Raw genomic sequence first — 20,397 nt, forward strand, 5'->3', positions numbered from 1 at the left:
TGGCTGAGGCTGAGCGTTTGTGATAAACTATCGGCCTGGAGACACAACGATGAGACGGAACCAACCGCGCGGGCGAAGAAGACATCTGAGAGGCGTGGTGATACTGAACGGACGGGTTCGCTGATCTCATCAAGGAGGATCACAGGGCTTGGATTCAAAAGCGAAACAACTTGTCTTTTGGGTGCTGCTGGTTGGGACGGCGCTCCTGCTCTACAATCTGTTTCAGAATTCGAGTCGGACGACGATGGCCGACATTCCCTTTTCTCAACTGGTGACGTACATTCGCACGCGCCAGATTGAGTCGGCCGTCCTTCAAAACGACCGTATTACGGGCAAGCTCCGGAACGGCCAGCACTTCCGCTCCGACATCGCCAATCCGCAGGTGGCTGCCAAGGTCGCTGAGATGCTCACCGATCCCCAGATCAACACCGACGGGCTACCAACGGTGACCTTTAAGGACGGCAGCAGCGGCCAGTGGATTTCCGTTTTCCTGACCTGGATCCTGCCGTTTCTCTTGTTCGCCGGATTCTGGGTCTTCATGCTGCGGCAAATGCAGGCCAGCGGCAACAAAGCGCTTAGCTTCGGCAAGAGTCGAGCGCGCCTGGCGTCGAACCATCAGAAGCGCGTGACATTCAAGGATGTGGCCGGCGTGGATGAAGCGAAAGAGGAGCTGCGCGAGATTATTGACTTCCTGAAAGATCCTCAGAAATTCCAGAAGCTTGGCGGTCGCATCCCCAAGGGCGTCCTTCTTATGGGTCCTCCGGGCACGGGCAAGACGCTGCTGGCTCGTGCGGTCGCCGGGGAAGCGGGCGTTCCATTTTTCTCCATCTCGGGATCGGAATTCGTTGAGATGTTCGTCGGCGTGGGAGCCTCGCGCGTGCGCGATCTCTTTGAGCAGGCGAAGAAGCACGCCCCCTGCGTCGTCTTCATTGATGAGATTGACGCGGTCGGACGTCATCGAGGCGCCGGGCTCGGAGGCGGCCACGATGAGCGGGAACAAACCCTTAATCAGCTACTCGTCGAGATGGACGGGTTTGAATCCAATGAGGGGGTGATCCTCATCGCCGCGACGAATCGTCCCGACGTGCTCGACCCGGCCTTGCTCCGACCGGGGCGGTTTGATCGCCGCATCATCGTCAACCGGCCGGATTTGAAGGGGCGGGAGGAAATTCTTCGCGTTCACACGCGCAAGGTGCAACTGGGCGAGGATGTTGACCTCAAGGTTATTGCCCGAGGAACTCCGGGATTCACCGGAGCCGATCTGGCCAATCTCGTCAATGAAGCGGCACTGATTGCCGCACGCTACAACCGGAAGGCTGTCACCATGCTTGATTTTGAAGAGGCCAAGGATAAGGTTCTCATGGGAAGCGAGCGGCGTTCGGTTATGCTCAGTGAGCAAGAGAAACGGAACACAGCCTATCATGAAGCCGGTCACACGGTCGTGGCGCTTAAGGTTCCTCACGCCGATCCGATTCACAAGGTAACGATCATCCCACGCGGGTTGGCGCTCGGCGTCACTCAGCAACTGCCTGAATCGGATCGCCATATGCACACCCGCGAATACCTGGAGAGCCAGATCGCCATCATGATGGGTGGGCGCGTGGCGGAAGAAATTTTCCTCGGGAGCATGACGACCGGGGCCAGCAATGATCTGGAGCGCGCAACTGAAATTGCCCGGGAAATGGTCTGCAAGTTCGGCATGTCGCAGCTTGGCCCGTTGACTTTCGGCAGCAGCGATGAAGCCATCTTCCTCGGGAAGGAGCTGGTCCGTCATCAGAACTACAGCGAGGATACGGCGATCAAAATTGACCAGGAAGTGAAGCGGATCGTCATGGAGCAATACCAGCGGGCCCGCCAGATCATTGAGGAGAATCGCGAAGGTGTGGAGCGTCTCGTCCAGGCGCTTCTGGAGAAGGAAACACTCGATGCGCAGGAAATCGAGCGGTTGGTCAGCGGTCTTCCGCTCGAATCGAAAGAAGCCGTGACCTCTCCAGTGCCATCCACGGAGCCGAAAACGGAGAAAGAACCGAGCCGTCGGAAAAAGCCAATTATTCCGCCTGTCCCGGAGGATAACCCCGCTACGGCATGAGTTGCCCGTAAGCTTGCCCTGCGCTCACATCCTCCACAGGTCGGGCGATGCGCCCTCTAGCTTCAAGCCAGAATGGGATTACTCTGCCCCCTCCCTTTTGCTCCACCAAACGCAAAACCGGCTGTAAAGATGAGGCAGATGTTCGCCGGGACGCTCGGTGAACGTATCGGGCTGAATATCTATCCAGGAAAAATCATCCTGGGGAGGACGGCGTTTCTTCCCTTTCCAGGAGGACACCGTTTTTACGGCAGCTTTGGGGGTGCCATCTGCTCGCCAGAGGCCAAACCAGCGTTCGTGTGGAGCCCGGTCGAGTGGCGGGAGGCCCCAGAGGTCTTGCACGTAATCGCTATAGCACCAGAGCATCGCTCCCATACATCCGACGTCATGGAGTGCCATCAAGGCCCGGTCAGTGTACTGACTGGCCTCCTCCTCGCGCAGGAGTGGAACGGGTGAGGGCACTTCTCCCTCTGGCGGGCTCGTCGGTGCGCCGAACTCCTCGAACAAAACCTCTCGCCTGCCAAGCCACCGCGTCAGCAGTGCAAGGAAGGGAAGGACACGGGCATCGGTAGGACCCTCAGCCCACCGAGCGTATACCGGGTAGCCATGCATGGAGAGGAAATCGCACACGCGACCGGCCTCGGCAGGTCCGAGGCGACGGTCTTCTTCGAGGTCTTCTGCATGGAGACCAACCGTGATGGGCCGATGTGGATCGTACTGGCGAATTGTCGCTGCCATGCGCTCCAACCAATCTACCGCCGCCGTCGGCGACGGGGGCTGGACACAGTTGGAACTTTCGTTGCCCAGGTCCCACGCCCAGATCGCAGGGTGGTCCCGCAGCGAACCCACGATCTCTCTGATGAGAAGTTCTTGAGCACGCGCGATGTCCTCGTCCGTGTACCAGTTCCTGATCGTCGCGGCAACGACCCGACCCCCTGAGACGATCGGAAATCGTGAGCCATCACTGCCGGAAGCGAGAGCCCATGGCGGAATCCAGTTGGCTCCGCTCATGTGCCCGGTGAAGAAGGTCGGTATAAGGGAGAGTCCCAGGCGGAAGCCGCAATCGGCGACGAATCGAAGCCGGCTGACCGTATCACGAGAAATCCGGTTCGGTGCCGGTTGAAAATCCTCCCAGAGAAGAAAGATTCGCACGCTATCGAAACCCGCCTCGCGGATTCGGCCGAAGTCGCGCTCGACATCCGAAGGATTGAACCGTTGCCACCAGAAAAACGCCGTTGTCGCCGGCCAATAGTTGATCCCGAGCCGGAATGATAGTTCCTGAGAATTTCCCGTTGGTTCCTCTCTCATCGCGATCCAGGATAGTCGCGGGAGGAGTGATCACTCTCTTCGCTGCGCGTGTCGTCGCAGCACTTCGTGATACGCGCGAATATATTCGTCAACCATTCGCTCCTGCGAGAAGTGCATTTCGACATGGCGGCGCACGCGTTCCCGGTTGATCTGAGGAAGACGAGCCACAGCCTCGACAGCCTCGTCCACCGTGTCCACGATGAACCCCGTCTCGCCATCCCGAATGATCTCGGGAACGGAACCGCGCCGTCGAGCGATGACGGGTGTCCCGCAGGCCATCGCCTCGATCATGCTCAGCCCGAACGGTTCATTGAAATTGATCAGATGAAGAAGGGCCCGTGCTCCACCCAATATATCGTTATGACATTCGGGGCCGACGGAGCCGAGATACTGAATGCGATCGCCGTCGAGGAAAGGAGCTACCTCGCGTCGAAAATATTCCTGGTCGTGAATGATCCCGGCGATGAGCAATCGCAGCCCCGTTCGACGAGCAACCTCGATAGCCTCGGCGACGCCCTTGTCATGATGGATGCGCCCGAAAACGAGAAGATAATCTCCCGGTTCTCGACGAAGTCGGTAGTCTCCAAGAGGGATACCGTGATGGATGGTCGCAATGTAATCGAGCCGGGGATGGCGGTCGGCATGGCTTATAGCGACGTAGTAGACCGTCCCGTTGTACTTTTCATAGACGGGCAAGATGCGTTCGGAAGAGAATCCATGAATGGTCGTGAGAACAGGCGTCTGAATCAGTCGGCTGTAGGTGAGAGGAAGGAAGTCGAAGTGGTTGTGTATCAAATCGAACTCGTGCGCGCGCTCGAAGACGGCGGAGATGTGCAAGCATTCCAAGACTTTAACGTCGAGCGTGGGATCTTCCGAGTAGGGACGCGGGCATACAGCCGAAAGACGCGCGCGTGTGACGGAGTCCGCCGTCGCAAACAGTGTGACATCTAATCCCCGATCCACAAGCCCCTCGGTCAGGAGCGAGACGACTCGTTCCCACGGTCCATAATGGCGCGGAGGCACGCGCCAGGAGATGGGGGCTAACATGGCGATGCGCAGGGGTTCTCTCGTCATATCCAGGCGCATTGAGAACGGAAGACATTTTCGATCTTATCGGCCAGCGCTGCGGCGCGGGTCGTTAGTTCGACAACACGCCGACGTTGCTCGTTGTTGAATTCCTCATCGGTGATGGAACTCAGGTTGATGAGGACGTTGTAGGAGGCCCCTTTCACCGCGGCGATAGCCATCTGGCACCCGACAGCCACATCCGAAAGCGCATTCGGGTTGCCGATGTCCGCAAGCTCAGCCAAGAGTTCCAGTACGGTGCAAGCATCCATCGCCGTTTCCAGAGGGATCCTGGCCGCCTCTCTGGTTGCTTTCTGAACGGCTTCGGCGCGAACCAGCCGGTCAGCATCGGTATCGGCGGGAAGACGAGAGGCTGCCAGGACGCGATCGAAGCTTTCGGCATCCCTCTCGATTGCCATCGTGAGCGAATGGCGCAGGTGAGTGAGCCGGTCGAGAATATCTTTGACTCTGGACTCTCGGTCAGCGAACTTCTTCTTGCCAATGGTGAGGCGACAGACCATTTCTCCTAGGGCAGCGGCCAGGACACCAGCGAAAGCAGCCACGCTGCCGCCGCCGGGTGTCGGTGTTCCCGCGGCAACGCGGTCGGGGAAGGACCCGATGCTCTCGGCACCTGAGGATAAACCCGCGTCAGTTGTCCCTCGCTGCGCTTCGGCCAGAGCCGCGTTCAGTCGGTTCTCCAGAATCTGATCAGGAGTGAAATTCTCCAGTTGCAGATACCACTCAGCGCACTGATCCAGCGCTGCCTGAGGAACGAGCCCGACGATCTCGCTACTTAGGACGCTCACACCGTATCGTTCGGCTTCGCGCTTGACCATCTCGAAAGCGCGAAAGATGGGGGTCGCTTGATAATCGGTGAGGTTCATGGAAACCTGAACGAGTCCCCGATCCTTCAGTTCAAAGCCAAGAGCCTTGACGTACCGGAGTCCGCCATCCCGGCCGCGAACGGCGCGGGCGATCTTCCGGGCGACATCAAGATTGGTTGTGTTGAGGTTCACGTTATAAGCGATGAGAGGTTGGCGCGCCCCGACAACGGTCGCTCCCGCCGTGGGATGGATCCTGGGCTCGCCAAAGTCAGGACGGCGATCCGGATCCGTCCTGATTGTTTCCCTCAAACCCTCAAATTCACCCCGGCGGATATTGGCTAAGTCAACCCGATCGGGTCGCGTGGCAGCTCGCTCGTAGAGATAGACGGGGATGCCTAATTCCTCAGCGATTCGTCGCCCCGTCCGGCGAGCCAGCTCCACGCATTCGTCCATTGTGACGTTGCGAATGGGGATGAAGGGAATGACATCGGTCGCACCGATGCGGGGATGTTCTCCCTTGTGCCGGTTGAGATCAATCAATTCTGCAGCCCGTCGGGTGGCTCTGACCGCTGCTTCCACGGCGGCATCGGGGTCGGCGACAAACGTGATGACCGACCGATTATGATCGGGATCCATCTCGCGATCGAGAAGAACAACATCGGGAACGGAGCAAATGGCTGCCACGATCTCATCCACAACCTCTCGCCGCCGTCCTTCGCTGAAGTTCGGCACGCATTCGACAATCCTTTTCATTTTGACTTCGCAGGCCTCCGTCGCTCACTTTTTTATCGCTTCTGATCGGCCCGCGCCCCAGGGGCGACGGGCACTCTCTCCCATCTGACATCTCCCCGATCCGACGAGATGTCGGATGGGTCTAATACTATAGGCCGTCGAGAAGTGTGAGCGCAAAGGGTGCTTTCATCCACCAGTCCCGTGTGATAGAATGCCAGCCCGCGTCATGGGGAAAACACCATGGGTCAAGCCGGTAACTGATGCACGTGACCGTGGCCAGGGGGCGTCGTGATGATCCCTCCGATGGATGGGCATGGCATTATACCGGATTCCCATGAAAGCGGCTCGCCGTCAGGCAAGTGGCGACAGCCAAAAGATCATTTTATGAAATCTCACCAGCGAGGAGGGTGACATGTGGAGACAAGTTAAAGCGGCAGTGCTGCTCGTAATGCTTATGCTACTCGGTCCGAATCCTCTCCTGGCTCAAGGACCACAGGAGAAGGTGGATTTGGACGTGATCGCTAAGATCAAGGAAGAGGGGCTTCAGCGATCGCGATACATGGAGATTCTCAGTTATCTCACCGACGTTTATGGTCCGCGCCTCACCGGCTCCCCACACTTCAAGGAGGCGGCCGAGTGGGCGCGACAAAAATTCACCGAATGGGGACTGCAGAATGCTCATCTCGAGCCCTGGGGACCATTCGGTCGTGGGTGGTCGCTGGAAGGCTTCACGCTGAATATCATCAAGCCGCGGTTCGCGCCGCTCATCGGCTATCCTAAGGCATGGTCGCCAAGCACTAAGGGTACGGTGCGCGGTCCCGTCGTTTATCTCGATGTCAAGAGCGAGGGGGACCTGGAAAAATATCGGGGCAAGCTCAAGGGAGCTATCGTCTTGATTGCGCCGGAGCGCCAGGTGAGCGCTCACTTCCAGCCGCAAGGGGCGCGCCTCTCTGACGAACGTCTTCTGGCGCTGGCCAATGCGGATCCTGCGGCCGGTCCCGGTCGTCGGTTCCAGCCCTCGCCCGAGCAGCGTGCTGCTCAGCAACTGGAAATGAAAAAGTGGCAGTTATGCTATTCGGAAGGAGCGGCGGTTGTTCTAGAGCCCGGTCGGGGAGACGGGGGCACGATTTTCGTAGGAGCAGTGACGTATCCCGTTTCGCCCGACACGCCGTTTGATCGGCGGCCCCGTCCCTGGGCCCAAGATGCTCCACCGGCAATCCCTCAGGTCGTCGTGGCTGTCGAGCATTACAATCGCCTTGTCCGAATGATTAACAAGGGAGTTCCGGTTGAGCTTGAGGTGGGAATTACGAGTCAATTCCATGATCAGGACCTCAACGGCTACAACGTCATCGCCGAGATTCCTGGCACTGATCTCAAGGATGAGATCGTCATGCTGGGTGCGCATTTTGATTCCTGGCATTCGGGCACAGGGGCAACCGATAATGCCGCCGGATCGGCTGTCGTCATGGAAGCTGTCCGCATCCTTCAGGCCCTGGGGATTCGCCCTCGCCGGACGATTCGCGTTGCTCTCTGGGGTGGAGAAGAACAGGGATTGCTCGGTTCGCGCGCATATGTGGCTGAGCATTTTGGCCGACGAATTGATCCGCAGGGCCCGCCCGGCAGTGGGGGGTCCGATCGGTCCGACTCGTCGGCGAGCCCTCGATTCGAGCTTAAACCGGAGCACGAACGATTTTCCGCATACTTCAATCTCGATAACGGGACAGGCAAAATCCGGGGCGTTTACATGCAGGGCAACGAGGCAGTACGACCGATCTTTCGCGCCTGGCTCGCCCCCTTCCGCGACATGGGCGCATCAACGCTGTCATTGGCCAATACCGGAGGGACCGATCACCTTTCGTTCGACGCTATCGGGCTGCCCGGATTTCAGTTCATCCAGGATCCCATCGAGTACGACACCCGGACTCACCACTCGAATATGGACGTCTATGATCGGATTCAAGAGGAGGACATGAAGCAGGCCGCGGTCATTATGGCTTCGTTTGTCTATCATGCTGCCATGCGGGATCAAAAGCTCCCGCGTAAGCCGCTGCCGGGTACCGTTGTTGCTGCCGCCAGACGGTAGCGCCAGTTCGTGCCCGGTGACGTTATCCGGAAGGGCAGCCAAAAGCGATGGTTTGACAGCCCCGCGCTGGCTGCCCTACCATTAGGACGGTCATCATCTCGGAAGTCTCAAGCGAGGAGCATCTCGGCATGACAACGACGAAAGAGATAACAACCAGTCTGGAGGACGCTCTCAGCCGATGGGAAGAGGAGACGCTTAAGCCCACGCTGGCGCGAATGCCAGAACGGGCGGAGCAGTTTACCACTACATCTCTCGTGCCGATCAAGCGGCTGTACACACCGCTTGATATCGAGGATATTGATTTCTATCGCGACATCGGCTTCCCCGGAGAGTATCCCTTCACGCGGGGAATCCATCCGACGATGTACCGGGGGAAGCTCTGGACCATGCGCCAGTTCGCCGGCTATGGAACGGCCTTCGACACCAATAAACGGTTCAAGTACCTTCTCGAACAAGGTCAAACGGGTCTGTCCGTGGCCTTCGATCTCCCGACGCTGATGGGGCTGGATTCCGATCATCCTCTGTCGGAGGGTGAGGTTGGCAAATGCGGCGTTGCTGTCTCCAGCCTCGAAGACATGGAGGTGCTCTTTGACGGGATTCCGCTGGAGCAGGTGACGACCTCCATGACGATCAATGCCCCGGCAGCCGTCATTTTCGCCATGTATCTCGTCGTCGCCGAGAAACAGGGAGCCGACTGGAAGAAGATCTCGGGGACGATCCAGAACGATATTCTCAAGGAATACATCGCTCAGAAAGAGTGGATTTATCCTCCGCGCCCGCACATGCGGCTGATCGTTGACACGATTGCTTTCTGCACCCGAGAGGTTCCTCGCTGGAATACGATCTCCATATCCGGTTATCACATTCGTGAAGCGGGAGCGACGGCCCTGCAGGAACTGGCCTTTACGTTGCGCGATGGGATCGAGTACGTGGAGTGGTGCATGGCCGCTGGTCTGGATGTTGATGAATTTGCTCCCCGGTTGTCGTTCTTCTTCAACTGTCATAATGATTTCTTCGAGGAGATCGCCAAGTTCCGGGCAGCGCGTCGCGTCTGGGCGAAGGTCATGCGCGAGCGATTCGGGGCTAAGAACCCGCGCTCCTGGATGTGCCGGTTCCATACGCAAACGGCCGGATGCAGTTTGACCGCGCAGCAGCCCTACAACAATGTTGTGCGCACGGCGATTCAAGCGCTCGCGGCTGTGCTTGGGGGGACTCAAAGTCTCCATACGAACTCCCTCGATGAGGCGCTGGCCTTGCCCACCGAGTTCGCCGCCACGCTGGCCCTGCGAACGCAACAGATCATCGCGCACGAATCGGGCGTCACCAATACGGTTGATCCTCTTGCCGGAAGTTATTTCGTCGAACGCTTGACCACCGATATGGAGCGCGGCTGCTTCGAGTACTTTGAGAAGATTGATGCCATGGGCGGGATGATCGCGGCCATTGAACGCGGCTTCCCGCAGAAGGAGATTCACGAGGCCGCCTATCAGTATCAGCAAGCCATTGACCGCAAGGAAAAGATCATCGTCGGCGTCAATGAGTACGTCGTTGACCGGGAGCCTCAGGAAATTCCCATTCTCTACATTGACGAAAGCGTCGCTGAAATCCAGAAGCAACGTCTGCGGGATCTGCGCAAACGTCGGGATAACGACAGGGTGCGCAAGAGCCTCGACGCTTTGAAGAGAGCGGCTGAGGGGACGGACAACACCATGCCCTATATCCTCGAGTGCGTTCGTGCTTACGCCACGCTCGGCGAGATTTGCGATGCGATGAAAGAGGTCTTTGGCGAATATCAGGAGCCTCCTTTCTAACCCTATGGTGGACCGAAGGATTCGCGTTCTTATCGCTAAACCCGGTCTGGACGGACATGACCGGGGAGCGAAAGTCATTGCGCGGGCATTGCGCGATGCCGGAATGGAGGTCATCTACACTGGCCTGCGTCAGACCCCGGAGCAAATCGTCACCGCGGCCATCCAGGAAGACGTTGATGTCATTGGTCTCTCCATCCTCTCCGGGGCCCACATGACGATCTGTCCGCGCGTCATGGAGCTTGTCCGGCAAAAGGGGCTGACGGATGTTTTGGTCGTCGTCGGTGGGATCATCCCCGATGAAGATATTCCCAAGCTCAAGGCCATGGGAATAGCCGAAGTCTTCCTGCCGGGAACGCTGCTGGAAGACATCATCCGTTTCATTCGAGAGAACGTCAGACGACAGGCGAGCGTGTAAACGGTGGGTGCTCGGGGGCCCGATTCCTGATTCTCCTGATGCCGGGAATTGCAAACCATACCCGCCTATGCATGGAAGACGCGCCGCCGGTCGCATGGCAGTCTCGCGGAGAGAGAAATTCAGGCTGAAAGAATTGCTCACAGAGAGTGAATATGACGACACCGATTGAAACAGTTCCCTCGCTGGCGGAAGAGGTGGCTGCTGCCATCAAGGAGCTGTATGCGAAGGTGCAGAATCTGGTCACCGAGGATGACGAACCCGTGGATAATCTCTACTCGGAGAAGCAACAGCGTCTGTTGACCGAGCCACTCTATAGCTCGTGGGCGGGGCCTGAGCCGGAGGTCGAAGGAGGTCAGCGGCGCCCGTTTCTCGTCTCGGCGAACGTGGGTTTGTTCTTCTCGATCAATGAGCCGCCACTTGTGCCCGATGTCTTTCTCAGCCTGGATGTGACGATCCCTGAGGACTGGCATGAGAAACACCGCCGCACCTACTTTTTCTGGGAGTTCGGCAAGCCGCCTGACGTGGTGATTGAAGTCGTCTCCAATCAGAAGGGGAATGAGCTGGGCAGCAAGCGGCTCAGCTATGCGCGGATCGGCATCCCCTATTACATCGTGTATGATCCGGCCCGGCAGTTGAGCGAGCAGGTCCTGCATATCTTCCAGCGCAACGGGACTGAGTACGTGGCGCGGACCGATCCCTATTTCAAGGCAGTGGGGTTGGGGGTAACCCTCTGGGAGGGAGTCTTCGAGGGCGTTCGGGATACATGGCTACGTTGGTGTGATAGTAGAGGAGAGGTTATCCCTACAGGAGCCGAACGTGCGCAGCGAGAAGCCGAGCGCGCCCAGCGAGAAGCCGAACGCGCGCAGCGAGAAGCTGAGCGCGCCCAGCGGGAGGCTGAACGCGCAGACCGACTGGCCGCCAAACTGCGGGAGCTGGGCATTGATCCCGACACGATCTGAAAAGATCCGAAATCATCTGCTGGCGGCTCGACCGCACGGCGGTTTTGACTGACTGGAGATGACTTCTTCGGCATACGAGCACGCTCGACATCATTCTTCTCCTGATGGCCTGATGAATGCTCATCGGAGGGGGCTTTCGTTTTCATCTGCAACCGGCCTTCCCCCGGTCATTCCTGGTTCGATTCGGAGGTATTATTCGTGGCGCGAACGTTGCCATCCCGAAACAATGTAAATGGAACGCGGACCGTAGATGAACTCGGCGGGACGCGGAGATAAGGCAATGCGTGTCCGAATATGGTGACTTTTGGAGGGGAGAATCATGAAGGCGACGGATCGTATTCCTGTGGGTGCGAGTGCGACCAAGTCGTGGGTTGTGACAAAAGAATTGACCATTGCCCGTCGAGATGACCGATTACCACCTGTGTTTGCTACGCCGATGATGATTTATCTCATGGAAATTGCCTCAGCAGAAGCGATTCAATCTTACCTGCCAGAAGGATGGTTATCGGTTGGTGTGCTCGTGAACGTCAAGCATCTGGCCCCGACGCCGGTTGGAGCAACTGTCACAGCGCGCGCAGAGGTCATCGCCGTCACCGATTCATCGGTCACGTTCGCTGTCGAAGCCTATGACGGGGTGGAAAAGATCGGCGAAGGAACCCACGTCCGCGTGCCGGTTGAGCTGGAACGCTTTCTCAAGCGGGTGAGGAGCAAGACGACTCCGCCGACCCTGCTCGAACCGGGAGGCAATTGCTCCGCACAGATGCAATGAGAGAATGAAAGAGAAAGGAGACGCAGCCGAGCAGGTGATGGATCAAGCCCCCTAAGCGGCCTCCCTTTTGCTGTCCAAGGGGAGCGCTGCGGAAAGGGCGAAATACGAAGAGGTTCCCCTTTTCGGAGCGATCATCGGATGCTCGGTGTCTTAACTTAACGTGATTTCTCAATCCTGTGGTGTAAATGGGAAAATCTGCTTGACACTCGGGTGGCAAGCTCATACAATCTTGGCCGTGTACATGACGATAATTTGAGGCGCTCCGTCTATGGGTGTCGGCTGAGACAGGCGGATGATTCTATGGCGCTACATGTGGTTGCGGAAGCGACAGCTCGATCAGCACAACAGGGAGATGACGGCGGGGCTCAAACGATAGGCTGGAGCGGCCTCCTCTTTATGGTCGGGCGATGGATTCTCCTGGGACTTTTGGTGATGATGAATCTTCTCCCCGCTCGCGGTAACCAGGGCTCAGGGGTGAGGTCGGGCCTCACCGGTCGAGTTCCGGTGGGGGAACTCATCCTGATCGGCGATGGAGAGGTCAGGATCAACGGCTGGCGGGCTACCTGGGGGAGCACGGTGTTCGAGGGAAGCGAGATTGTGACGACATCGAGCGTGGCTTTTGTGAAACTCATGAATGGGGCCGGAGCCATCGTGATTGAACCCTCGAGCCAGGTGAAAATCTCTCGTCGAGTAGCGACACCGGTCGTGCGGGTCATACGAGGGAAAGTAATGGTTCGCAGTCAGGAGCCCTTTGAGCTGGAGACACCGGACCGGACGATTCGCTCGATGGGAGAGGAGCTTTATTCGGTTGTTGTCTCGGAGAAGCGGGTGCGGGTGGAATCGGCCAGGCCTTCGCAGACGCTTTCCGTCGGCCGTGTGCTGGCCATGGCGGCGCCAGCCGTTGCGGGAGCGGCTCTGATTCAGGCCGCATTGGGCTCGCATCCTGCGCCAGCCATTCGCCGGGCCACCAGTGAAGAGCAACAACGAGTGGTTATCGAGTGTCGGACAGAGAAACTTCCCGGTCTGGGATTGCGCGTGGTTGGGAAGGTGCACCGTGGGTTTGTTCCTGTAGCGGGAGCACCGGTCATTATCCGGGTGATGTTCCGCAGTCAGCTCATGATGCCGCTGGTCTCGCATGTTTTGACCGGGACAAGCGGGCCCCATCGCGGGTTCTTTCAAACGGTTCAGGCGGCGACGCAAACCGATTTAAGTCGAGGTGGCGTCGTCGAAGTGGTGACCCAGGTGGATCATGAGCTGGCTCATAACCGATGTCTCTTTTAGGTAGAGTCACTACTGCCGATAACTCATCGGGAGCGTGCCGACGACTCGGCAAGGAGGGACGATGATGACAGCAAAGACAATCGGCCTCCCTCTCACGCTGGTCCTGGTGCTGACTTTGGGGGTCCCGGGACAGAATCAGAATCCCCCTTCGCAGCAATCCCGTCCCGCCACGGAGAATCCGGATGCCCCTCGATCCTCAGGGCCCGCCGAATCCGAGGAAGATTATATTATCGGGCCGGAAGATTTGCTGGAGATTCGCGTCTTCGAGCAGCCGGATTTGAGTGGTGAGGTTCGCGTCTCGGCCCGGGGATTCATTCGTGTGCTACCGTTTCCCGATCCGATCAAAGCGGCGGGACTCACCGAGCTGCAACTGGCCGATCTCATTCGTGAAAAGCTGACGACGCTTTTGCGTAATCCCCAGGTGGTGGTCCGGGTGAAGGAATCACGGAGCCGCTTCGTCGCCGTCATCGGAGCCGTGCGGAAGCCCGATCGGTATGAAGTGGTTCGGGGAATGCGGTTACTCAATCTGCTGGCGGCAGCCGGAGGTCTCACGGAAAATGCCGGCCATACGGTGCACATCATCCGCACGGGAGGCATGATGCCAGCCGATGTCATAACTTCAAACGAAGGCCCCACCCCTACAGTTGATGTTGTTGATCTCCGCCAACTGATGAGTGGTCAGATCGAGGCGGTCAATGTCATCGTTCGTCCCGGGGACATCGTGAGCATTCCCGAAGCCGATCAGATTTTCGTCACGGGGAATGTGACCACTCCGAGCGCCTTGCGCATCCGGGGCGATATGACGCTCACCAAAGCGATTGCCATGGCCGGCGGCTTAAAACCGCATACGCAGAAGAATAAGATCACCATCCTCCGTCCCATTCCCGGAAAAAGCGAGCGGGTGGAGATCGTCGTTGATCTGGAGAAGATCGAGAAGGATCATTCGCAGGATCCAGTTCTTCAGGCTAACGATGTGGTTTTCGTGCCGTCCTCCTCGGCACGCAATATCGGCATGGCGATGCTGAACGCCTTCAGCCTCGGCGCTGCTTCACAACTCATCTGGTTGTTGCGCTAGAGATGATCCGAATCCGACAGGGAGGGAGAGAACTCAGTGCCTGATTCTGACGACAGACCCTATTTGCCTGCCACGCCCTCATCGGAGCCTCCGGCGGTGCCACCGGGGAACGTGGTGAAATTTTACCCGGCCAGTACCTTCTCCTCCCGGTCAAGCGAGTGGGGAGAGCGAGATGTTCATTTGCTCGATTACTGGCGGATCATCAAGAAGCGTCGGTGGATCGTGCTCGGTGTCGTCTTCATCATCGTGACCGTGGTGACCATTCGCATGTATCGGATGCCTTCGATCTACGAATCGAGTGGACGGATCATCATCAACCAGCAAACGCCGCTGCGACTGACGCGCGAGAAGGAAACGTCGCCCGAAGTGTACACCAACGATCTCCAGTACCTGGAGACGCAGCAGAACGTCTTGCGAAGCCGGGAGCTGGCCCGTCGCGTCATCGAGGAGCTGCACCTGGAGACCCACCCCGATTTTGCCGACATCGTCAGCCGACTCCCTGACCCCGAGCAGCGACGAACGGAGATGATCAATCGGTTTCTGGCCAATCTCGATGTCCAGCTTGTGCGGAATACCCGGGTCGTCTCCGTCACCTACAGTGCGCACGATCCTGCGCTAGCGGCACAGGCCGTCAATGAGCTGTTTAATCAGTACATCAAGTACACGCTCGAATCGCGTTCGGAATCCACGCGTAGCGCCAGCGAATGGCTTAACGAGCAGATCACTGACCTGCGGAGCCGAATCGAACAGGCCCAGGAAGAGCTCGTCAAATACAGCCGGGAGAACGAAATCATCCAGTTAAACGAAAATCAGACGATCACCGTCGAGCGCCTGGCAGACCTCAATCGGCGACTCGTCGAAGCGGAGACCGAACGCATTCGCGCTGAGACCCTTTATCGGTTGAGTCGGGAAGGGGCGGTTGATTCGCTCCCGCCGATTGTGGCCGATCCGACTGTTCAAAGTCTCAACAGCCGGCTGGCTGAACTCAGGCAGGAACTGGCTCAGTTGAATGTCGAGTATCAACCCACCCATCCCAAAGTCCAGCGCGTGCGTGAGCAAATCACCGAACTGGAGCAGCAGTTGGCGCAGGCCAAGCGGCGGATCCTGGGAAACATCGAGGCCGAATATAAAGCCGCCGTCCGGCGCGAACGCGACCTGCGCCGGGCCCTCGAAGAGCAGCGGGCCGAGACGTTGAAGCAGAACGAGCGGGCCATCCAGTTGAGCCTCAAACAGCGGGAAGTGGCCGCCACGGCGCAGCTTTACGAAGGATTGCTGGAGAAGCTCAACGATGTGAAGCTGTTGTCCCGATTGACGACGACGAACATTCAAATCCTCGACAAGGCCGAGATCCCCATGTTTCCCGCTCGCCCGCGCAAGCTCTTCAATATTGGATTGAGCCTGCTCATCGGACTGGTTGTTGGAATCGGCCTGGCGCTGTTCATCGAGTACCTGGACAACACGATCAAATCCGCTGAGGAGGTGGATCGTTTGCTCGGTCTACCGGTTCTCGGTGTTGTTCCGGCGCTGGAGACGCTGGAAAAGCGCGGGTTGCTGGCGCTGCCTCGGGTAGCCCGGTCGAGAACGGCCGATCGGCCGATTCTTATCACTGACCGCCAGCGATCGAGTTTCGCTGAGGCATTTCGAAGCCTGCGCACGTCAGTTTTATTGTCGCATGCCGAGCGTCCTCCTCGAACGATCCTGTTTACCTCATCGAGTCCGGGCGAGGGCAAGACGACGACGGCCATCAATACGGCGCTGTCGCTGGCGCAAACAGGAGCCCGCGTTCTGCTCGTTGACGGTGATCTGCGCAAGCCGGGTCTCCATAAAGCCCTTCGGGTGAAGAATCATCCCGGCTTATCGGCCTATCTGACACGTCCGGTCGAGCTGGACACGATCATCGTGGGAGAGACCGTAGCCAATCTCTCCGTCATCCCCTCGGGAGCCATTCCGCCTAATCCTTCGGAGCTGTTGGGCTCAACCAAAATGCGCGACCTCCTCAAACACCTGAGCGAGCGCTATGACTTCGTCATCCTCGATTCGCCTCCCGTGTCCACGCCCGATGCCCTCATATTGTCGGCGCTCGTTGATGGCGTGATCCTCGTCATTCGATCGGGTGACACACCGCGCGATCTCGTTCGACGAGCGACCCAGGCGCTCGAAGACGTCAACGCCAAGATTTTCGGCGTCGTGCTCAATCGAATTGATGCGAACCAGGACGGCTACTACTATTACTACTACCGCTCCTACTACGGCGAGAGCGATGAGACGCGGGCTCTCTCTGACGGTGACGACGGACCGGAGGGACCGACGAGCCAGTCATGATTGACGTGCATTGTCACATCTTGCCCGGGGTTGATGATGGGCCGAAGGCGTGCGACGAAGCGCTCGCCCTGGGCGAGCAGCTCATTGCCCAGGGCGTGACGACGGTGATCGCAACGCCGCACCATCTTCATCTACAGTTCCCGGAATGCCCGGAGGAGAAGCTGGCGGCCCTCCGAGAAGCGCTTCAGCAGGAATTCGGTGGGCGCCTTCGCATTTGTCCCGGAGCTGAAGTGCGGTTCGTCCCGGAAGTGAAACGCCTGCTCCACCGGCGCGATCTCTTCCTCAACGGGAGTCGCTATTTGCTCGTCGAATTTCCTCACGATTTTGTCCCGCATGGGATCGAACATCTCGTGTTCGAGCTGACCAGTCGCGGAGTCGTTCCCCTCATCGCCCACCCGGAACGCAATCGGCAGTTCAGGGAACGACCCGAACGACTGGCGGAGTTGATTCGCCTCGGCTGCTATACTCAGAGCGATGCCCCCAGCATTGTCGGGGACTACGGTCGCCGGATTAAAAAAACTGTCCTCGGCTGGATTGAACGGGGACTCGTCCACATCATTGCCTCCGACGCACATGGTGTGAGGTTTCGACCGGCGAAACTCGATCAGGCTGTCGCAGAGGTTGAAAAGATCTTCGGGACAGATGTGGCTCGTGCACTCTTTCGAGATAACCCACAGGCTGTCATTGATGACGGTGAAATTGCGTTTACGTTCGAGGTAACTCAAGCGAGATCGTTCCTGCGCTCGTTCGCGTGAACTGCGCGTGTTCGTGTGAGTGTTGGAATGGCTGAATCCGATGTGCGTGATGTCTACCTGCGTCTGGACCGGCCTGAGGTGAGGGTCGGTCTGGTCGTGGTTGCGCTGGTTGCGGCGGGTGCGACCCTGCTGTGGGTTCGGGCGGGGCACCGTGTAGTCCAGCTCTCCTCGGCACTGGACGGGGCCAATCTCACCGCAGCCCTGGAGTACGTTCCCGATCATCCTCTTGTTCATCGGCGGTTGGGATTGCTCTCCCTCTACGACCCCCTGACTCTGGAGCCTCTCCGGGCGGTGGATCATTTTCGCCGAGCCGCACGGGGAAATCCATTCGATTTCCAGTCGTGGATGTTGCTTGGTCAAGCGTTAGAAACCGCCGGACAAGGGGAAGCTGCCGAGCGGGCGTATCGCAAAGCCCTTGAGCGAGCACCTCGGTACTTTCTCCCGCGATGGCTCTACGCCAATTTCCTCCTCCGGCAAGGGGCAAATGCGCGCGCTCTCGCGGCGTTTGAGCAGGCGGTGGAAGCAAATCCGCCGGCTGCCGAAATTTTCTCCGACATGATCTGGCAATCAAGTTCCGCGGCCCCGCATGATCTCGTACAGGCTGCCCTCCGCCTTCGCTCTCCCGAGGCGCGGGAAATCATCACCGGGTATCTCATCGCTCGCGGAGAGACCGATGAGGCGCTCCGGCTCTGGGAAAATCTCACGTGGGATGCGTCAGGGATGGAGAGACTGACCCGATCGCTCGTCGCGGAGCTAATGCGCCAAAAGCAGTTCGGGCGCGCAGCTCGCGTCTGGCATGACGGGATGAAGCGAAAGGGGTATGCCGTGAGCGACGGCGACGAGCGGTTCTGGAATGGCGGATTCGAGTACGGTCTTGCTCCCGTCACGTCTGAACCCGGGTTTGACTGGTGCGTCCGGAGCACATCGGACGTGAAAACCGACATCGTCGAGTCAGGAGCATCGGCGGGACGACGGGCGCTCAAACTGACATTTCTTGCCCGGGAGCAGGTGACCTTTGCTGGGGTGTCCCACTCTCTCGCTCTATCACCGGCGACGGCCTATCGTCTTCGGTTCCGTTACAGGACAAAAGAGATGGTGGCACCGACAGGCCTTCTCGTCGAGATCGCCAGAGGATTCGGCGACGGTGCACTGTCTCTCCTGACGCGTTCTCGCCCGCTCGGCCCATCGGCCAACTGGGCGGAGGTTTGTCTTCCTTTTGAGACCCCGGCGACCGATGACCTCATCACTGTGCGAATTGTGCGGCGACCGATAGGGCCATTGTATGATTACATCTCAGGCAGCGTGTGGTTCGACGAATTCACGGTGGAGCCCGTCTCCAGCGCCCATTCTGCCTGCGATGATCTCTCCGGTGAAGGGAGTCGTCTCGACCAGCGAGGTGACGTGCGGTGATGCCTACGGCCATTGTTGAGGAGGATCGTCTCGTTGCTCTTGACGTGACCAGGACCTCTCGGCTCGGGAGCCAGAGGGACCAGAGGCATCCTTCTGTTGGGGTTGTTCAGGCATTGGAGTCCTTCATCTTCTGGGGTCTCACGCTCATGGTCTGCAGTGCACCCTGGCTTTACGGCGGGCAGAGTCCCTACGTTCTCGGATGGCTCACGGTTGGACTGGCAGCACTCGGCCTGCTTTGGTCGGTGAAGAGTGCTCTGGAAGGAGCGATTCGTCTGCTATGGTCGCCGATTCATACGCTGTTTGGTGCCTTTGTGATCCTCGGCGTGGTTCAGGGGTTGCCGCTCCCCATGGCCATTCGCTCGATCGGGACGGAGACCGATCTGCTCGGCGTGGGGAGTGCATCCTGGAAGTGGATCACGATGAATCCTCAAGCGACGGGCGAGATCGTATGGCGGCTGATCGTGCTCTTCGCCTACTTCCTCCTGGTGACGGCAGTTATGCGAACGCGACGACAGGTCAGGGCTCTCATGTGGGTTCTCATCATTAGCGGCTGCGCCATCTCGGTCGTCGCTCTCATGAATCGCGTTGCACCGGAAAAGGCGCTTCTCTGGCGTTTCGACGGGGAATCGCTCGCTTTCGGTCCGTTTGCCAATCGTGCGCATTTTGCTGCGTTCATCGAGCTGGTGATGCCGTTCGCTGTTGCCTTTCTGGCGGCTTCGCCTCGCCGCCGCGACTTCTGGCCGATCGTCGGCGTCGCCGTGCTCCTGATGAGCGTAGCGGTCGTGCTTTCGGCTTCGCGGGCCGGTGTTGTGTTGATTGTGCTCGAGGTACTCGTCCTCATTGTCCTTAGTGGAAGGAAGCGAGTCCGCTGGCTCGTGATAGGCCTTGGGCTGGCGCTGGGCGTTGCCGGTGTCGTCTGGCTTACCACCGAAGGGGCCTTTGAGCGGATTCTTCGCCGGTTTACCGAGGAGACTCTGGTCTTCAGTCCGGGGTCGCCGACGACCCGACTGACGATCTGGAGCACGACACTGACGATGATTGCCGATCAACCTCTTTTAGGAGTTGGGCTGGGCGCCTTCGACGTGGCCTATCCTCGTTACGACGCGGGGAATGGCCTTCAATTGACCGCCCATGCCCATAACGAATTCCTTCATGTGGTGAGCGAAACGGGTGTGGTGGGAGGACTGATGAGCCTTCTCTTTCTCCTGTCCGGCGTTCGGATAGGTCGTCGTGCACTGCGACAGGCGGATGCCGAACTTCGGCCTCCGGCCTTCGCTGCTGCTGTTGGCTGCGGGGCACTCGCAATCCACAGCCTCGTAGATGTTCCGCTTCACGTTATGGCCAATGCCTTGGCCTTTTTGAGCGCGATGGCTGTACTGCTTGTGATCGAGAGGATGAGCGCGGTCTCGCGCCCCTCTCTGAGCGCGAGCGCCCCAAACCACCCGGCAGCGCTCGCCCGTCAGGAGGTATCGCACGCGGACTTATGATGTCGCCGGTCAGTG

15 protein-coding genes are annotated in these 20,397 nt (G+C 58.6%); 12 read left to right on the plus strand and 3 right to left on the minus strand.

The annotated features are described in order from the left end of the window. Nucleotides 1-148: 148 nt before the first annotated feature. Nucleotides 149-2,089, plus strand: coding sequence for an ATP-dependent zinc metalloprotease FtsH (ftsH, locus tag VNM72_10055; GenBank protein ID HXF05742.1), 1,941 nt, complete (start codon nt 149-151; stop codon nt 2,087-2,089). A gap of 78 nt (nt 2,090-2,167) precedes the next feature. On the opposite strand, the gene VNM72_10060 is transcribed toward ftsH, so the two are convergent. Genes VNM72_10060 through ftcD form a run of 3 tightly spaced genes read right to left on the minus strand, consistent with a single transcriptional unit; the run spans nt 2,168 to nt 6,036 of the window. After that, nucleotides 2,168-3,394, minus strand: coding sequence for a glycoside hydrolase family 2 TIM barrel-domain containing protein (locus tag VNM72_10060; protein ID HXF05743.1), 1,227 nt, complete (start codon nt 3,392-3,394; stop codon nt 2,168-2,170). Nucleotides 3,395-3,424: 30 nt separating this feature from the next. Further along, nucleotides 3,425-4,468: a glycosyltransferase family 4 protein gene (locus tag VNM72_10065; GenBank protein ID HXF05744.1), complete on the minus strand. Its 1,044-nt coding sequence runs from the start codon at nt 4,466-4,468 to the stop codon at nt 3,425-3,427. Continuing rightward, nucleotides 4,465-6,036 (minus strand): glutamate formimidoyltransferase, encoded by a 1,572-nt coding sequence (ftcD, locus tag VNM72_10070; GenBank protein ID HXF05745.1) that lies wholly within the window; start codon nt 6,034-6,036, stop codon nt 4,465-4,467. Before ftcD ends, VNM72_10065 begins: the two co-directional genes overlap by 4 nt. 391 nt (nt 6,037-6,427) lie before the next feature. Between ftcD and VNM72_10075 the strand changes: the two genes are divergently transcribed. From VNM72_10075 to VNM72_10125, 11 genes are all read left to right on the plus strand, one after another. Then, nucleotides 6,428-8,098 (plus strand): M20/M25/M40 family metallo-hydrolase, encoded by a 1,671-nt coding sequence (locus VNM72_10075; GenBank protein ID HXF05746.1) that lies wholly within the window; start codon nt 6,428-6,430, stop codon nt 8,096-8,098. A 128-nt stretch (nt 8,099-8,226) separates the two neighbouring features. Continuing rightward, nucleotides 8,227-9,909, plus strand: a complete 1,683-nt coding sequence (locus tag VNM72_10080) for a methylmalonyl-CoA mutase family protein (protein ID HXF05747.1) — start codon at nt 8,227-8,229, stop codon at nt 9,907-9,909. 4 nt (nt 9,910-9,913) lie between these two features. Then, entirely contained in the window at nt 9,914-10,324 is a 411-nt protein-coding gene (locus VNM72_10085; protein ID HXF05748.1) for a cobalamin B12-binding domain-containing protein, read from the plus strand. Between the two features lie 152 nt (nt 10,325-10,476). Continuing rightward, a complete protein-coding gene (locus VNM72_10090) occupies nt 10,477-11,283 on the plus strand; it encodes a Uma2 family endonuclease (GenBank protein HXF05749.1) in 807 nt (268 codons plus the stop codon). A gap of 319 nt (nt 11,284-11,602) precedes the next feature. Next, on the plus strand, nt 11,603-12,052 hold the full coding sequence (locus tag VNM72_10095; protein ID HXF05750.1) for a thioesterase family protein: 450 nt from the start codon (nt 11,603-11,605) through the stop codon (nt 12,050-12,052). Between the two features lie 300 nt (nt 12,053-12,352). Further along, nucleotides 12,353-13,333 carry a hypothetical protein gene (locus VNM72_10100; GenBank protein ID HXF05751.1) on the plus strand — a complete coding sequence of 327 codons (981 nt, stop codon included), beginning with the start codon at nt 12,353-12,355 and terminating at the stop codon, nt 13,331-13,333. Between the two features lie 61 nt (nt 13,334-13,394). After that, entirely contained in the window at nt 13,395-14,408 is a 1,014-nt protein-coding gene (locus tag VNM72_10105; protein HXF05752.1) for a polysaccharide biosynthesis/export family protein, read from the plus strand. A gap of 36 nt (nt 14,409-14,444) precedes the next feature. Next, entirely contained in the window at nt 14,445-16,730 is a 2,286-nt protein-coding gene (locus VNM72_10110; GenBank protein HXF05753.1) for a polysaccharide biosynthesis tyrosine autokinase, read from the plus strand. Continuing rightward, on the plus strand, nt 16,727-17,485 hold the full coding sequence (locus tag VNM72_10115) for a CpsB/CapC family capsule biosynthesis tyrosine phosphatase (GenBank protein ID HXF05754.1): 759 nt from the start codon (nt 16,727-16,729) through the stop codon (nt 17,483-17,485). Before VNM72_10110 ends, VNM72_10115 begins: the two co-directional genes overlap by 4 nt. 27 nt (nt 17,486-17,512) lie before the next feature. Then, a complete protein-coding gene (locus VNM72_10120) occupies nt 17,513-18,895 on the plus strand; it encodes a tetratricopeptide repeat protein (protein ID HXF05755.1) in 1,383 nt (460 codons plus the stop codon). Next, nucleotides 18,895-20,382 (plus strand): O-antigen ligase family protein, encoded by a 1,488-nt coding sequence (locus tag VNM72_10125; GenBank protein ID HXF05756.1) that lies wholly within the window; start codon nt 18,895-18,897, stop codon nt 20,380-20,382. Before VNM72_10120 ends, VNM72_10125 begins: the two co-directional genes overlap by 1 nt. The last annotated feature ends 15 nt before the right edge of the window (nt 20,383-20,397 follow it).

It is taken from the genome of Blastocatellia bacterium (assembly GCA_035573895.1).
GTDB lineage: Bacteria > Acidobacteriota > Blastocatellia > HR10 > HR10 > DATLZR01.

Excerpts from the sequence above, each read along its gene's own strand:
- VNM72_10060 (HXF05743.1), bottom strand. The coding sequence starts at position 3,394 with ATGAGAGAGGAACCAACGGGAAATTCTCAGGAACTATCATTCCGGCTC.
- VNM72_10100 (HXF05751.1), top strand. The coding sequence starts at position 12,353 with ATGGCGCTACATGTGGTTGCGGAAGCGACAGCTCGATCAGCACAACAG.
- VNM72_10115 (HXF05754.1), top strand. The coding sequence starts at position 16,727 with ATGATTGACGTGCATTGTCACATCTTGCCCGGGGTTGATGATGGGCCG.
- VNM72_10120 (HXF05755.1), top strand. The coding sequence starts at position 17,513 with ATGGCTGAATCCGATGTGCGTGATGTCTACCTGCGTCTGGACCGGCCT.
- ftcD (HXF05745.1), bottom strand. The coding sequence starts at position 6,036 with ATGAAAAGGATTGTCGAATGCGTGCCGAACTTCAGCGAAGGACGGCGG.
- VNM72_10090 (HXF05749.1), top strand. The coding sequence starts at position 10,477 with ATGACGACACCGATTGAAACAGTTCCCTCGCTGGCGGAAGAGGTGGCT.
- VNM72_10125 (HXF05756.1), top strand. The coding sequence starts at position 18,895 with ATGCCTACGGCCATTGTTGAGGAGGATCGTCTCGTTGCTCTTGACGTG.
- VNM72_10080 (HXF05747.1), top strand. The coding sequence starts at position 8,227 with ATGACAACGACGAAAGAGATAACAACCAGTCTGGAGGACGCTCTCAGC.
- VNM72_10075 (HXF05746.1), top strand. The coding sequence starts at position 6,428 with ATGTGGAGACAAGTTAAAGCGGCAGTGCTGCTCGTAATGCTTATGCTA.
- VNM72_10085 (HXF05748.1), top strand. The coding sequence starts at position 9,914 with ATGGTGGACCGAAGGATTCGCGTTCTTATCGCTAAACCCGGTCTGGAC.
- VNM72_10095 (HXF05750.1), top strand. The coding sequence starts at position 11,603 with ATGAAGGCGACGGATCGTATTCCTGTGGGTGCGAGTGCGACCAAGTCG.
- VNM72_10105 (HXF05752.1), top strand. The coding sequence starts at position 13,395 with ATGATGACAGCAAAGACAATCGGCCTCCCTCTCACGCTGGTCCTGGTG.
- VNM72_10065 (HXF05744.1), bottom strand. The coding sequence starts at position 4,468 with ATGACGAGAGAACCCCTGCGCATCGCCATGTTAGCCCCCATCTCCTGG.